General features: G+C 58.6%; 14 protein-coding genes. 1 reads left to right on the top strand and 13 read right to left on the bottom strand.

Translation table 11 applies throughout. From position 1 onward, the window contains the following. Positions 1-3: 3 nt before the first annotated feature. Positions 4-1749, bottom strand: a complete 1746-nt coding sequence (gene ggt / locus C3406_RS20920; protein WP_199183295.1) for a gamma-glutamyltransferase — start codon at positions 1747-1749, stop codon at positions 4-6. 122 nt (positions 1750-1871) lie between these two features. Between ggt and C3406_RS20915 the strand changes: the two genes are divergently transcribed. Further along, on the top strand, positions 1872-2252 hold the full coding sequence (locus C3406_RS20915) for a DUF2756 family protein (RefSeq protein WP_103824856.1): 381 nt from the start codon (positions 1872-1874) through the stop codon (positions 2250-2252). Here C3406_RS20915 and ugpQ read toward each other — a convergent pair. The 12 genes from ugpQ to livK form a co-directional block, all read right to left on the bottom strand. Beyond that, a complete protein-coding gene (ugpQ, locus tag C3406_RS20910) occupies positions 2249-2989 on the bottom strand; it encodes a glycerophosphodiester phosphodiesterase (protein ID WP_103824776.1) in 741 nt (246 codons plus the stop codon). The genes C3406_RS20915 and ugpQ overlap by 4 nt on opposite strands. Further along, positions 2986-4056, bottom strand: coding sequence for a sn-glycerol-3-phosphate import ATP-binding protein UgpC (locus C3406_RS20905; protein ID WP_103824775.1), 1071 nt, complete (start codon positions 4054-4056; stop codon positions 2986-2988). The genes ugpQ and C3406_RS20905 overlap by 4 nt, the downstream gene beginning before the upstream one ends. Position 4057: 1 nt before the next feature. Then, complete coding sequence (gene ugpE / locus C3406_RS20900) at positions 4058-4903, bottom strand: sn-glycerol-3-phosphate ABC transporter permease UgpE (protein WP_103824774.1); 846 nt, start codon at positions 4901-4903, stop codon at positions 4058-4060. After that, the gene (gene ugpA, locus C3406_RS20895) at positions 4900-5787 is read right to left on the bottom strand and encodes a sn-glycerol-3-phosphate ABC transporter permease UgpA (RefSeq protein WP_103826500.1); all 888 of its coding nucleotides are present in this window, start codon (positions 5785-5787) and stop codon (positions 4900-4902) included. Before ugpA ends, ugpE begins: the two co-directional genes overlap by 4 nt. Positions 5788-5883: 96 nt before the next feature. After that, complete coding sequence (ugpB, locus tag C3406_RS20890; RefSeq protein ID WP_103824772.1) at positions 5884-7200, bottom strand: sn-glycerol-3-phosphate ABC transporter substrate-binding protein UgpB; 1317 nt, start codon at positions 7198-7200, stop codon at positions 5884-5886. A 149-nt stretch (positions 7201-7349) separates the two neighbouring features. Further along, positions 7350-7718 (bottom strand): type II toxin-antitoxin system death-on-curing family toxin, encoded by a 369-nt coding sequence (locus tag C3406_RS20885; protein ID WP_103824771.1) that lies wholly within the window; start codon positions 7716-7718, stop codon positions 7350-7352. Beyond that, positions 7715-7936: a type II toxin-antitoxin system Phd/YefM family antitoxin gene (locus C3406_RS20880; protein WP_103824770.1), complete on the bottom strand. Its 222-nt coding sequence runs from the start codon at positions 7934-7936 to the stop codon at positions 7715-7717. The genes C3406_RS20885 and C3406_RS20880 overlap by 4 nt, the downstream gene beginning before the upstream one ends. 136 nt (positions 7937-8072) lie before the next feature. Beyond that, complete coding sequence (gene livF, locus C3406_RS20875; protein ID WP_103177352.1) at positions 8073-8786, bottom strand: high-affinity branched-chain amino acid ABC transporter ATP-binding protein LivF; 714 nt, start codon at positions 8784-8786, stop codon at positions 8073-8075. 1 nt (position 8787) lies between these two features. After that, the gene (livG, locus tag C3406_RS20870; protein ID WP_039032512.1) at positions 8788-9555 is read right to left on the bottom strand and encodes a high-affinity branched-chain amino acid ABC transporter ATP-binding protein LivG; all 768 of its coding nucleotides are present in this window, start codon (positions 9553-9555) and stop codon (positions 8788-8790) included. Continuing rightward, on the bottom strand, positions 9552-10829 hold the full coding sequence (livM, locus tag C3406_RS20865; RefSeq protein ID WP_103177354.1) for a branched chain amino acid ABC transporter permease LivM: 1278 nt from the start codon (positions 10827-10829) through the stop codon (positions 9552-9554). Before livM ends, livG begins: the two co-directional genes overlap by 4 nt. Continuing rightward, entirely contained in the window at positions 10826-11752 is a 927-nt protein-coding gene (livH, locus tag C3406_RS20860; RefSeq protein WP_013099131.1) for a high-affinity branched-chain amino acid ABC transporter permease LivH, read from the bottom strand. The genes livM and livH overlap by 4 nt, the downstream gene beginning before the upstream one ends. 47 nt (positions 11753-11799) lie before the next feature. Then, positions 11800-12909: a high-affinity branched-chain amino acid ABC transporter substrate-binding protein LivK gene (livK, locus tag C3406_RS20855; RefSeq protein ID WP_103177355.1), complete on the bottom strand. Its 1110-nt coding sequence runs from the start codon at positions 12907-12909 to the stop codon at positions 11800-11802. Between the last annotated feature and the right edge of the window lie 95 nt (positions 12910-13004).

Genomic DNA, 13004 nt, shown 5'->3' with positions numbered 1-13004 from the left:
CGTTTAATACCCGGCCGTCAAATCGCCTGGCGAGCGCGGATCCGATGCCCCATACAGTGCGCCATCGGGCCCGACCATAATGCTTTGGGTGCTACCCATCGCCTCTTTCACCGCCACTTTTTGTCCGCGCTGCTCTAGCAGCTTCAGCGTATCCGGGCTAAAGCCCTTCTCCACCCGCAGCTCATCCGGCAGCCACTGGTGATGGAAGCGCGGGGCGTTGGTCGCTTCCGCCACGTTCATCCCGAAATCGATGCTGTTGACTACCATCTGCAGTACGGTGGTGATAATCCGGCTGCCGCCCGGACTGCCGGTCACCAGCCAGGTTTTGCCATCTTTCACCACAATCGTTGGTGACATTGAGGACAGCGGACGCTTCTTCGGCCCCACGGCGTTGGCATCCCCGCCCACCAGCCCGTAGACGTTCGGCACGCCCGGCTTGGCGGAGAAGTCGTCCATCTCGTTGTTGAGCAGAATGCCGCTGTTGCCCGCCACGATCCCGGTCCCAAAGGTGGTGTTGAGGGTGTAAGTCACCGCCACTGCGTTACCATCTTTATCCACCACCGAGAAGTGGGTGGTCTGGTTGCTCTCATACGGCGCCAGTTTGCCGGGGCGGATCTCGCTCGACGGTCTGGCCTTGTTGATATCAATCTGATCGGCCAGGGATTTGGCGTAGGCTTTATTGGTCAGCGCCTGCCACGGCACCTTGACGAAGTCCGGGTCGCCCAGATACTCCGAGCGGTCGGCGTAGGCATATTTTTCCGCCTCGGCCATCACCTGCAATGTGTCTGCACTGCCGAAACCAAACTTATGCAGATCGAAGTTTTCGAGGATATTGAGGATCTGCACGATGTGGATCCCGCCGGAGGATGGAGGCGGCATGGAGTAAACCTGATACCCGCGGTAGTCGCCGCTAATCGGCGTGCGCTCCACCGCCTTGTACTCCGCCAGATCCGCTTTGGTGATCAGCCCGCCGTTCTTACTCATCTCTTCGGCAATCTGGTCGGCGATCGCCCCTTTATAGAAGGCGTCCGGGCCGTTCTCCGCAATCATCTCCAGGCTTTTGGCGAGGTTCGTCTGCACCAGCTTGTCGCCCTTCTTCAGCGGCTCGCCCTCCTTCCAGAAGATCGCTTTGCTGTTCTCATGGTTGGGGAGCACTTCGCTGCCGTAGGTTTTCAGATCGTCGGCCAGCGCGTCGTTGACCTCAAAGCCGTCGCGCGCCAGCTTGATCGCCGGCTGCACCACTTTGTTCAGCGGCAGGGTGCCGTATTTATCCAGCGCCAGCGAGAAGCCCGCAACGGTGCCCGGCGTACCGGTCGCCAGATGGGAGGTGAGGGATTTTTTACTGTCGGCATTGCCCTGGTCATCGAGGAACATGTCACGTGTGGCCTGGGAGGGCGCCATTTCACGGAAATCGATCGCCGTGGTGGTGCCATCTTTGGTGCACAGCATCATAAAGCCGCCACCACCGAGGTTGCCCGCCTGCGGGTGCGTCACCGCCAGCGCATAGCCCACCGCCACCGCCGCATCCACCGCATTACCGCCCTGTTTGAGAATATCCACCCCCACCTGGGTCGCGAGGGCATCCACTGAGGAGACCATCCCCTTCTGCGCCCGCACGGGATGGAACACATCCTCTTCCACACCATAGGAGACCGGCGGTGCCGCCGGCGGATTCGCTGCCACGCAAAACGTACCGCCTGCCGTCAGGGCAGCAATCGCCACCCAGCGTAAAAACGTTGGTTTCATCATTGTTATTCTCCAGGTACAGGGACTCATGCTCCCGCTTAAGCCTGGTTCATAACTCTTAAAAAATCATCGTAATGGCGGATTCGAGATAAACTTACAGAAGGCTTCAGATGGAGGGAATGACCATGAAACGTCTCATTCTTGTGGCGGCGTTACTGCCGTTTGCCGTATTCGCGCAGCCCATCAACACCCTGAACAACCCTAACCAGCCGGGGTATCAAAACCCCAGCCAGCAGCGGATGCAAAATCAGATGATGATGCAGCAGCAACAGCAAACAGGGATGCTTAACCAGCAGCTGCAAACGCAAACCCGCGTTCAGCAGCAGCACCTGCAAACGCAGATGGATAACAACACCCAGCGGATTCAGCAGAGCCAGCCGGGGGTGCAGGTTCTGCCTAATACCAGCGGCGGGATGCTCAGCGGCGGCAGTGTCGACTCCGGCGGCGTGCAGCAGCAACATATGCTGCCGCAGCGGCAGAATGGCGACATGCTCAATAACCCTTAGGGCTGAAAGTCCGGGCCGATAAGGGCAATCGCATCGGTACAGATACAATCGACGCCCCAGCGCAGCAGTTCCGCTGCTCGCTGGGGCTGATTGACGGTGTAGACCAGGATATGCAGGCCGGCGGCCTTAATCGCCTTCACCCGCGCTTCATCCAGCAGGCGATGGTTCAGGTGAATGGATACGCACTCCAGCCGACTGGTCAGCTCGCGCCAGTCATCACGCCAGACATCCAGCAATAACCCACACGGCAATTCAGGCGCAGCAGCCTGCGCGGCTTCCAGCGCGTCAATCTCAAACGACGACAGCAGCGGTGGAGTCATTCCTGCCCACAGCTCACGCGCCGCCAGGGCAATGACTTTGCCGGTGAGTGGCCCAGTACCGGTGGTCGGTTTGATTTCGATATTGGCCATCATCCCGTGTTGACGACAGCGGTCAGCCACCTCAGTCAGCAGCGGCAGCGGCTCGCCTTTAAACTCGCCGCTAAACCAGCTTCCGGCGTCCACCTTCAGCAGATCGCGCCACGGCAGATCACCCGCCACGCCCCAGCCGTTGCTGGTGCGCTCAAGGTTATCGTCATGCAGGAGGAAGATCTCCCCGTCTTTCGACAGCTTGGCATCGAACTCAATCATGGTATGACCGTAACGCGCGCCAACATCGATGGCCGCCAGGGTATTTTCCGGTGCCAGTTTACCGCCGCCACGGTGGGCGACGATGCGGGGATAAGGCCAGTTACTCATATGCGTTGTCCTGTTTCACCATCAAATAAGTGCAGATGATTTTCCGGCAGATGCAGCCATAGCGTGCTGCCCGCTTTTGGGCGCTCCTCGTGTGACATACGCACCACCAGCTTCTGCTCGCCCCAGCGTCCGTGCGCCAGGTTGTCGGCCCCCAGCATCTCCAGGGTGTCCATTACCAGCGGTACGCCGCCTTCCGCCTGCGAGCTTAGCGCAATATGTTCCGGGCGGATACCCAGGGTCATCTTACGCCCGGCGTAGCCGCGATAGTACCAGTTAATCGGCAGCGCCATGCCGCTCTCCAGTTCAAAATGGGTACCCGCGGTGCTGATGCGCCCTTCCAGCAGGTTCATCGCCGGGCTGCCGATAAAGCTCGCCACAAAGCGGCTGGCGGGCTTTTCATACACCTCCACCGGGGTGCCAATCTGCTCGGCCACACCTTTATTCATCACCATCACCCGCTGGGCGAGGGTCATGGCTTCCACCTGATCGTGGGTAACGTACAGAGAGGTGGTTTTCAGGCGACGGTGCAGCTGCTGTAGCTCAAGGCGCATCTGCACGCGCAGCTTGGCATCGAGGTTGGAGAGCGGTTCATCGAAGAGGAATACCGCCGGGTCACGCACAATGGCACGGCCCATTGCCACGCGCTGGCGCTGGCCGCCGGAGAGCTCGCGCGGACGGCGCTTCAGCAGGCCGTCCAGCTCCAGAATGCGCGCCGCCTCTTTGACGCGCTCGTCGATGTGGCTTTTGCCCATCCCACGAATTTTCAGCCCCCAGGCCATGTTCTCTTCCACGCTCATGTGCGGATAGAGGGCGTAGTTCTGAAACACCATCGCGATGCCGCGATCTTTGGGTTCCATCTCGGTCACGCGCTGGCGGTCAATCCAGATATCGCCCGAGGTGACGCGCTCGAGCCCCGCCACCATGCGCAGCAGGGTGGATTTGCCGCAGCCCGACGGGCCAACCATCACGATAAATTCGCCGTCCGCCACGTCGAGGGTCAGCGGCTGAATCACCTGGGTTTTGCCGTCCCAGCTTTTGGTCACTGCCTGTAATTTTAAACCTGCCATCTTATTTCTCGCTATCGACCAGGCCGCGGACAAAGGCACGCTGCATGGCTAAAACAATGACTACGGGTGGGATAAGGGTGAGCAGCATCGCCGCCATCACCTGGTTCCAGAGGGTGGTGCCTTCGCCGGTTGAAATCATGCCCTTGATGCCCGCCACGGCGGTGCCGAGGTTGACGTCCTGGATAATCAGCAGCGGCCACAGGTACTGGTTCCAGCCGTAGATAAAGGTGATGACAAAGAGCGCCGCGAGGTTGGTTCTCGACAGCGGCAGCACGATGTCGCGGAAAAAGCGCATCGGCGAGGCGCCGTCGATGCGCGCGGCCTCAATCAGCTCGTCCGGCAGGGTCATAAAGAACTGGCGGAACAGGAAGGTGGCGGTGGCCGAGGCCATCAGCGGCAGGGTTAAGCCCGCATAGCTGTCGAGCATGCCGAGGTTGGCGATCACCTCCACCGTCGGGAAGATACGCACCTCCACCGGCAGCATCAGGGTGATGAAGATCATCCAGAAGAAGAGGTTACGCAGCGGAAAGCGGAACCAGACGATGGCAAACGCCGAGAGCATCGACACCGTGATTTTGCCCACGGTAATACCGAACGCCATGATGAAGCTGTTGAGCATCATCAGCCAGAACGGGGCGCTGTTGACCCCCACGCCCTGGGTCCAGATGGTCGCCATGTTCTCGAAGAGATGCGAACCCGGTACCAGCGTCATTGGGGTTTCAAAGATGGCGTTTCTGTCCAGCGTGGCGGCGACAAAGGCGACATACAGCGGGAACAGGATAACGACGATCCCCAGGGTCAGCATGGTATGGCTGAAAATCGTCAGCCCGCGACGGTTCTCAATCATTGGTAGCGCACCTTACTTTCAACATAGCGGAACTGCACCACCGTGAGGATGATGACGAGGAACATCAGCACCACCGACTGGGCGGCAGAGGCCGAGAGATCAAGCCCGGCAAAGCCTTCGCGGTAGATCTTATAGATCTGCGTGGTGGTGGCCTGCACCGGGCCGCCTGCGGTGGCGGCGTCGATCACCGGGAAGGTGTCGAAGAAGGCGTAGACCAGGTTGACCACCAGCAGGAAGAAACTCACCGGGGCGATCAGCGGCAGCGACAGCCGGAAGAAGCGGCGGATCGGGCCTGCGCCGTCAATCGCGGCGGCTTCCACCAGCGAACGCGGAATGGACTGCAGCGCGGCAAAGAAGAAGAGGAAGTTGTAGCTGATCTGCTTCCACACCGAGGCGAAGACCACCAGGAACATCGCCTGGCCGCTGTGCTGGGCGTGGTTCCAGTCATAGCCGAACTCTGCCAGAAAATGGGTGATGAGCCCGCGGCCAGGGTTAAACAGGAAGATCCACAGCACCGCGGCGACGGCGGGGGCGACGGCGTAAGGCAGCAGCATCAGCGTCTGATACAAGCGGCTGCCGCGCACCACGTAATCCACCAGCGCGGCAAAGAAGAGCGAGGCGAGAAGACCGCTCACCGTCACCAGGGCGCTGAATTTGATCGTCGTCCAGAAGGCGTCGATGTAGTAGCTGTCGTGCCACAGGGCAGCGAAGTTATCCAGGCCAACAAACTGGCTGGAGAGCCCGAACGGATCAACGCTCTGCACCGAGTACCACAGCGCTTCGCCCGCAGGCCAGATAAAGAAGATTACGGTGATGACCAGTTGCGGTGCGACCAGCAGGTACGGCAGCCAACGGGAGCGAAACACCGGACGGGATGAGGACATGAGGGTTGTGTTCCTGAACAGCGCCGGGTGGCGGCTACGCCTTACCCGGCCTACGGTCTTCCAGGCCCGGATCGCTACGCGTCACCGGGCATTTTTTTACGATTTGGTCGACTGCTCGAAGCGGCGCAGCAGCTGGTTTCCGCGCTCGACTGCCGCATCCAGCGCCTGCTGTGGCGTTTTCTTGCCGGTCCAGACGCTTTCCAGCTCTTCATCCACAACGGTACGGATCTGCGGCATGTTGCCCAGGCGCAGCCCTTTGGTGTACGGCAACGGTGGTTTGTTCAGCATCTGGCGCGTGGCGATGTCTGCCCCTGGGTTCTTGTCATAGAAGCCCTGTTCGCGGGTCAGGTCATAGGCGGCTTTGGTGATCGGCAGGTAGCCGGTCTTCTGGTGCCATTCGGCGGCGTTTTCCGGCTTCGCCAGGAAGTCGAGGAACTCCGCCACGCCCTTGTAGGTGTCCTTATCTTTACCCTGCATCACCCACAGGCTCGCCCCGCCGATGATGGCGTTCTGCGGCGCGCCTTTTGAGTCGGCGTCGTATGGCATCATCCCCACGCCGTAGTTGAATTTAGCGTAGTGACGGATATCCGCCAGCGAGCCGGACGAGGCGGTGGTGATGGCGCAGTCGCCGCTGTAGAACTTCTCGGTGGATTCGTCTTTACGTCCGAAGTAGCTGAAATCGCCCTTCTTGTTCAGTTCGGCAAGCAGGGTAATGTGTTTCACCTGCTCCGGCTTGTTGAATTCCAGCACCGCATTGGTGCCGTTGAAACCGTTATTCTCGGTGGCTACCGGCTGGCCGTGCCAGGCGCTGAAGTTCTCGATCTGGATCCAGCCCTGCCAGCCGCTGGCGTAGCCGCACTTCATGCCGGCCGCTTTCAGTTTGGCGGTGTACTCCGCCAGATCCTGCCAGGTTTTCGGCGGCTGCTCCGGATCTAAACCGGCTTTCTTAAAGGCGTCTTTGTTGTAATACAGCACCGGGGTGGAGCTGTTAAACGGCTGGGAGAGCAGATGACCGGATTTAGAATCGGTGTAATAGCCCGCGACGGTTGGCACGAACTGCGATTCATCGAAGTTAATACCCGCCTCTTTAAACACCTCATAGACCGGCTTGATGGCTTTGGAGGCCATCATGGTGGCCGTGCCCACCTCATAGACCTGCAACAGCGCCGGGGCGTTACCGGTACGGAACGCGGCAATGCCCGCACTCAGGCTCTGCTCGTAGTTGCCTTTGTACACCGGCACAATTTTATAATCCGGGTGGCTGTCGTTGAAACGCTGCGCCAGGGAGTCAACCTCTTTACCCAACTCCCCTTCCATGGAATGCCAGAACGGAATAGTGGTGACGGCCATTGCGTTAGCCGCAAAAGCCAGACCCATTGCCAGACCCAAAGCTGTGTGTCGTAACGATGTCATTGTCATCTCTCTTATTGTGCCGGATGCGCGATATCACGCGTTTTGTGCTCGCGAGGTAACATGACATGCTCGAATTACAGAAAAATAACCGTTTGTTTACAGAGATATGACAACAGGGCGTCAGGGGGATGATGGAAATATGAAGGAGACTAGCGGCGTAAACGTTCAACAATCTCTTCAAGCGATAAGCGACCCGCAGCAGCTTCAACCGTCATCGCCACATAATCTGGATTGGCTTTTAGCGAGATGCCGTTGCGTTTGAGAAAAAGCAGGGTGATGAACAGGGCTGTACGTTTATTACCGTCATTGAAGATATGACCGCGGGAAATTGCCAGCAAATGCATTGCTGCCAGAATCCACACATCGGTCACCCCTTCGTATTGATATTTGTTTAATACACGATGGAGCAACGCTTCAGCACGGCCTGGATCTGACATTCCCGCGACGCCAGGCGTGACGCTCAGAAGTTTGTCATGAAACAGGACTATCTCTTCCGCTGAGATAAATTGCAGATTCATTTATCGGCCAGTTCCCTTATTTCGTTCCCATGTATGTCCATAATGGCATCGAACTCAGCATCCAGTTTTGCCGCCTGATAACGCTCAAACTCTTCCACACTGATAATTACGGCAGGTTTATGGCCACGACGCGTGATCGTCACGGGCGTGCCCGTCGCCGCAGAATCCAACGCTGAAGCAAGATTCTGCCGTGCTTCGCTATAGTTCATTGTACGCATAGCGCCTCCTTTTAAGTACAAGTGAATTGTACAACTGAAGCGTACAAAAAACAAAAAAGCCAGGGGGCGGCGTCGCCCTACCCGGCTTGATACCGTAGGCCCGGATCGCTACGCGCCACCGGGCAATACAGACGGCTCAACCGCCTAAATATGCGCTCCGTACCGCCTCGTTCGCCAGCAGCGCATCGCCGGTATCTTCCAGCACCACCCGGCCATTCTCCAGCACGTAGCCGCGATCCGCGAGCTTCAGCGCCTGGTTGGCGTTCTGCTCCACGAGGAAGATGGTCATCCCTTCGCTGCGCAACTGCTCGATGGTGTCGAAGATCTGCTGGATGATGATTGGCGCCAGCCCGAGCGAAGGTTCGTCGAGCAGCAGCAGGCGCGGCTGGCTCATCAGCGCGCGGCCAATCGCCAGCATCTGCTGTTCCCCGCCGGACATGGTGCCTGCCCGCTGAATACGGCGTTCAAACAGGCGCGGGAAGAGGTCATACACGCGCTTGATGCGGGTCTGGAACTGTTCGCGCTCGGCAAAGAAGCCGCCCATCGCCAGGTTCTCTTCTACCGTCATGCGGGAGAAGACGCGCCGTCCTTCCGGGACAATCGCCACCGCTTCACGCATGATTTTTGCGGTCTGCCAGTCGGTGATGTCTTTACCGTCAAAGACGATACGCCCGCTGGTGGCGCGCGGGTCGCCGCACAGGGTGCCGAGCAGGGTGGTTTTCCCCGCGCCGTTGGCGCCAATCAGGGTGACGATTTCGCCCTGATTGATGTGCAGACTGACGTCGTGCAGAGCCTGGATCTTGCCGTAGTGGGCATTAACCTTGTCAAAAGATAACATCGCTTTTTCCATCTTATGCCTCACCCAGGTAAGCGCGGATCACGTCCGGGTTGTTGCGGATCTCTTCCGGCGTGCCGTTCGCCAGCGGCGTCCCCTGGTTTACCACGTAAATACGATCCGAAATGCCCATCACCAGCTTCATATCATGCTCAATCAGCAGGATGGTGGTGTCGTGATGGTTACGCAGCTCGACAATCAGTTCGTCCAGCTCTTTGGTCTCTTTCGGGTTAAGCCCTGCCGCCGGTTCGTCGAGCATCAGGATCTCCGGCTGGGTCACCATGCAGCGGATAATCTCCAGACGACGCTGATCGCCGTAAGCGAGGTTGCTCGCCTGGCGGTTGGCATGCTGAAGCAGGCCGATACGATCGAGCCAGGTGGCGGCGCGATCTAATGCTTCGTCCTGCGCCCGGCGAAACGCCGGGGTTTTCAGCAGGCCGGAGAAGAGCCCGGTTTTCAGCTGCTGATGCTGGGCTACCAGCAGGTTCTCGATCACCGTCATCTCACGGAACAGACGCACGTGCTGGAAGGTACGCACTACGCCCATGCGGGCAATCTGCTGGCCCGGGAGCCCTTCCAGGTGCTGGTCGCGCAGCATGATGGTGCCGCCCGTCGGCTTGTAGAAACCGGTCAGGCAGTTAAAGACCGTGGTCTTACCGGCACCGTTCGGGCCGATCAGCGACACAATCTCTTTTTGATGCAGATCCAAAGAGACATTGTTGACCGCCAGCAGGCCGCCAAAACGCATCATCAGGCCGTTAACGGATAATAATGGCTGACTCATGCCTGCTCTCCTTTTGTCTGCCCGTTCTTCAGCTTCAGCTGCGGACGGGTCATCGGCAGCAGACCCTGCGGACGCCAGATCATCATCAGCACCATCAAACCACCCAGCATCAGCATGCTGTATTCGTTAAAGTCGCGCATCAATTCACGGGAGACCACCAGCAGGATGGCCGCGAGAATCACCGCGAACTGCGAGCCCATCCCGCCCAGCACCACAATCGCCAGCACGAAGGCGGATTCCGCAAAGGTGAACGACTCCGGACTGACGAAGCCCTGACGCGCGGCAAACAGCGTTCCGGCAAAACCGGCAAACGCGGCGCTGATGGTAAAGGCAGTCAGCTTGATGCGGGTCGGGTTCAGGCCCAGGGAGCGGCAGGCGATCTCATCTTCACGCAGCGCTTCCCATGCACGCCCCAGCGGCATACGCAGCAGGCGGTTAATCACGAACAGGGTGAGAACCACCAGCAGCAGCGCCACCAGATAGAGCCAGATCACGCGGTCGGACGGGTCGTACTTCACGCCGAAGAAGTTGCTGAAGGTGTCCCAGCCGCCTTCACGGGCGGAACGGCTGAACTCCAGGCCGAAGAAGGTCGGTTTCGGGATCTGGCTGATACCGTTCGGGCCGCCGGTCACTTCGGTATTGTTGAGCAGCAAGATACGGACGATTTCGCCGAAGCCCAGCGTCACAATCGCCAGATAGTCACCGCGCAGGCGCAGCACCGGGAAGCCGAGCAGGAAACCGGCGGCAGCAGAGACCAGCCCCGCCAGCGGCAGACAGGTCCAGAAGCCGAGGCCGTAATAGTGGTTCAGCAGGGCGAAGGTGTAGGCGCCGATGGCATAAAAACCGCCGTAGCCCAATACCAGCAGACCTGACAGACCCACCACCACGTTCAGGCCGAGGCCGAGGATCACATAAATCATGGTCAGGGTGGCGATATCCACCGTCCCGCGCGAGACCACGAAGGGCCACGCCACGGCCGCCACCAGCAGCGCCACAAGGAACAGCTTCTGTTTAACGGTTGAGCCGTCGATAGCCGGCAGAACGAACTTCGGCCCGGAGACGCTTTTCAACGTCTTCTGGAAAACCGGACGCAGCAGCTGGAAGAAGAAGACCACCGCGGTGCCAACAAAGACCCACTGCCAGCGGATATCCGACGCGGAATCCACCACCAGCTTAGTGCCGCTCAGCTCCAGCTGAACGCCCATAAAGACCGCCGCCAGCACGAAGAACATCGCCGCAGAGAGCAGTGCCATAGCAAAATGCATCGGTTTCATACTTTCTCTACCTCCGGACGACCCAGAATACCGGTAGGCATGACCAGCAGAACCAGAATCAGCAGGGCAAACGACACCACATCTTTATATTCGGTACTCAGATAGGCCGAGGAGAGCGCTTCGGCCACGCCCAGAATCAGGCCGCCGATCATCGCGCCCGGAATACTGCCGATTCCGCCCAGTACCGCCGCGGTGAAGGCTTTCATCCCGGCCATAAAGCCGATGTACGGGTTGATCACGCCGTAGAACTGGCCGAGCAGCACACCCGCCACCGCCGCCATCGCCGCACCAATCACGAAGGTCAGGGCAATCACGCGGTCGGTGTTGATACCGAGCAGGCTCGCCATTTTCAGATCTTCTGCACAGGCGCGGCAGGCGCGGCCCATGCGGGAGTAGCGGATAAACAGCGTCAGGGCCAGCATCGCAATAAAGGTCACAACCCAGATCACCAGCTGCATGGTGGTGATGGAGGCGGAGAAGTTCTCGCTGGCGCCGACAATCCACTGACCGTTAAACAGGCTTGGCAGCGCCACGTCGCGCGACCCTTCGGTGAGGCTGACGTAGTTTTGCAGGAAGATGGACATACCAATCGCGGAGATCAGCGCAATCAGACGCTTGGAGCTACGCACCGGGCGATAGGCCACCCGTTCGATACTCCAGCCGTAGGCGCTGGCAATGACAATCGCCCCGACAAAACCGGCGGCCACCAGCAGCCAGCTGCTATCGATGCCCATCATCATCAGCGCGGCGATAATCATAAAGGAGACATAGCTGCCGATCATGTACACCTCGCCGTGGGCGAAGTTGATCATGCCGATAATGCCATACACCATCGTGTAGCCGATGGCGATCAGTGCATAGGTGCTTCCCAGCGTGACGCCGTTAAACATCTGCTGCAGAAAATAGAGAAACTGCTCGGACATAAGGTAACCTTTCTATTCCCGCCCGGTCCTGCCGGGCGGTGGGATAATTATTTGGCGGCCGAGGATGAACCGTCGGCGTGCCACTTAAAGACACCAAACTCAAATCCCTTCAGATCGCCTTTCTCATCCCAGTTCAGCGGCCCAATCACGGTGTTAGCCCCGTGTGCTTTTAAATCTTTAATCAGATCCTGCGGCGCTTTGCTGCCGGTACGATCCATGGCGGTAGCCAGAGACTGTACGGCGGCATAGGTGATCCAGACGTACGGACCACTCGCATCTTTCTTCTCGGCTTTCAGGGCGTTAACGATAGCGCTGTTCGCCGGATCCTGGTCATAGCGTTTTGGCATCGTCACCAGCATGCCTTCGCCCGCATCGCCTGCAATGTTCGACAGAGAGGCGTTACCTACCCCTTCCGGCCCCATAAACTGGGTTTTCAGGCCGATAGCGCGCGCCTGGCGCAGCATCTGCCCCATTTCCGGGTAGTACCCGCCGTAGTAGACGAAATCGATGTTCTCTTTTTGCAGACGCGCCAGCAGTGCGGAGAAGTCTTTTTCGCCTGCGGTGATGCCGTCAAAGAAGACCACGTTGGCACCGCCTTTTTTCAGGCCATCCTGTACAGAGCGGGCCAGCCCTTCGCCGTACTGCTGCTTATCGTGAATGATGGCGATACGCTGCGGCTTCACGCTCTCGAGAATGTACTTCGCCGCGGTCGGCCCCTGTGAAGAGTCGAGCCCTGCGGTACGCATGATGTACTGATAGCCGCGCTGGGTCAGTTCAGGGTTAGTGGCGCCAGGCGTGATCATCAGAATGCCTTCATCCTCGTAGATATCGGACGCAGGCTGGGTGGAGGAAGAGCAGAGATGGCCAATCACATACTGAATACCATCGTTCACAATTTTGTTGGCAACGGCCACGGCTTGTTTCGGGTCGCAGGCATCGTCATATTCCACACCGACCAGTTTGTCGCCTTTGATGCCGCCTTTGGCGTTGATGTCTTTAATTGCCTGGCGCGCGCCGTTGAACTCCATATCACCCCACTGGGCAACCGGACCGGACAATGCACCTACCACCGCAACTTTAATATCCTCCGCCATGGCCGCCTGCGAAACTGCCAGTGCAACCATTCCCGCGATCAATGTTTTCGCGTTCCTTTTCATTGGTGAATCCCCATTCGTGACGTGATGTATATATTTTGTTTTATTATGGTTAAAAAGCATTCTGTACTTTTATTAAACAACGCAACTTTTGCTAT

This window comes from Leclercia sp. LSNIH8 (assembly GCF_002920195.1).
Lineage (GTDB): Bacteria > Pseudomonadota > Gammaproteobacteria > Enterobacterales > Enterobacteriaceae > Enterobacter.
Note: the sequence above shows the minus strand (reverse complement) of the source record. Positions and strands in the feature narration are given on the sequence as shown.

What these genes read in the sequence shown, in the direction of transcription:
- ggt (WP_199183295.1), bottom strand. Translation starts at nt 1,749, where the DNA reads ATGATGAAACCAACGTTTTTACGCTGGGTGGCGATTGCTGCCCTGACG.
- C3406_RS20915 (WP_103824856.1), top strand. Translation starts at nt 1,872, where the DNA reads ATGAAACGTCTCATTCTTGTGGCGGCGTTACTGCCGTTTGCCGTATTC.
- ugpQ (WP_103824776.1), bottom strand. Translation starts at nt 2,989, where the DNA reads ATGAGTAACTGGCCTTATCCCCGCATCGTCGCCCACCGTGGCGGCGGT.
- C3406_RS20905 (WP_103824775.1), bottom strand. Translation starts at nt 4,056, where the DNA reads ATGGCAGGTTTAAAATTACAGGCAGTGACCAAAAGCTGGGACGGCAAA.
- ugpE (WP_103824774.1), bottom strand. Translation starts at nt 4,903, where the DNA reads ATGATTGAGAACCGTCGCGGGCTGACGATTTTCAGCCATACCATGCTG.
- ugpA (WP_103826500.1), bottom strand. Translation starts at nt 5,787, where the DNA reads ATGTCCTCATCCCGTCCGGTGTTTCGCTCCCGTTGGCTGCCGTACCTG.
- ugpB (WP_103824772.1), bottom strand. Translation starts at nt 7,200, where the DNA reads ATGACATCGTTACGACACACAGCTTTGGGTCTGGCAATGGGTCTGGCT.
- C3406_RS20885 (WP_103824771.1), bottom strand. Translation starts at nt 7,718, where the DNA reads ATGAATCTGCAATTTATCTCAGCGGAAGAGATAGTCCTGTTTCATGAC.
- C3406_RS20880 (WP_103824770.1), bottom strand. Translation starts at nt 7,936, where the DNA reads ATGCGTACAATGAACTATAGCGAAGCACGGCAGAATCTTGCTTCAGCG.
- livF (WP_103177352.1), bottom strand. Translation starts at nt 8,786, where the DNA reads ATGGAAAAAGCGATGTTATCTTTTGACAAGGTTAATGCCCACTACGGC.
- livG (WP_039032512.1), bottom strand. Translation starts at nt 9,555, where the DNA reads ATGAGTCAGCCATTATTATCCGTTAACGGCCTGATGATGCGTTTTGGC.
- livM (WP_103177354.1), bottom strand. Translation starts at nt 10,829, where the DNA reads ATGAAACCGATGCATTTTGCTATGGCACTGCTCTCTGCGGCGATGTTC.
- livH (WP_013099131.1), bottom strand. Translation starts at nt 11,752, where the DNA reads ATGTCCGAGCAGTTTCTCTATTTTCTGCAGCAGATGTTTAACGGCGTC.
- livK (WP_103177355.1), bottom strand. Translation starts at nt 12,909, where the DNA reads ATGAAAAGGAACGCGAAAACATTGATCGCGGGAATGGTTGCACTGGCA.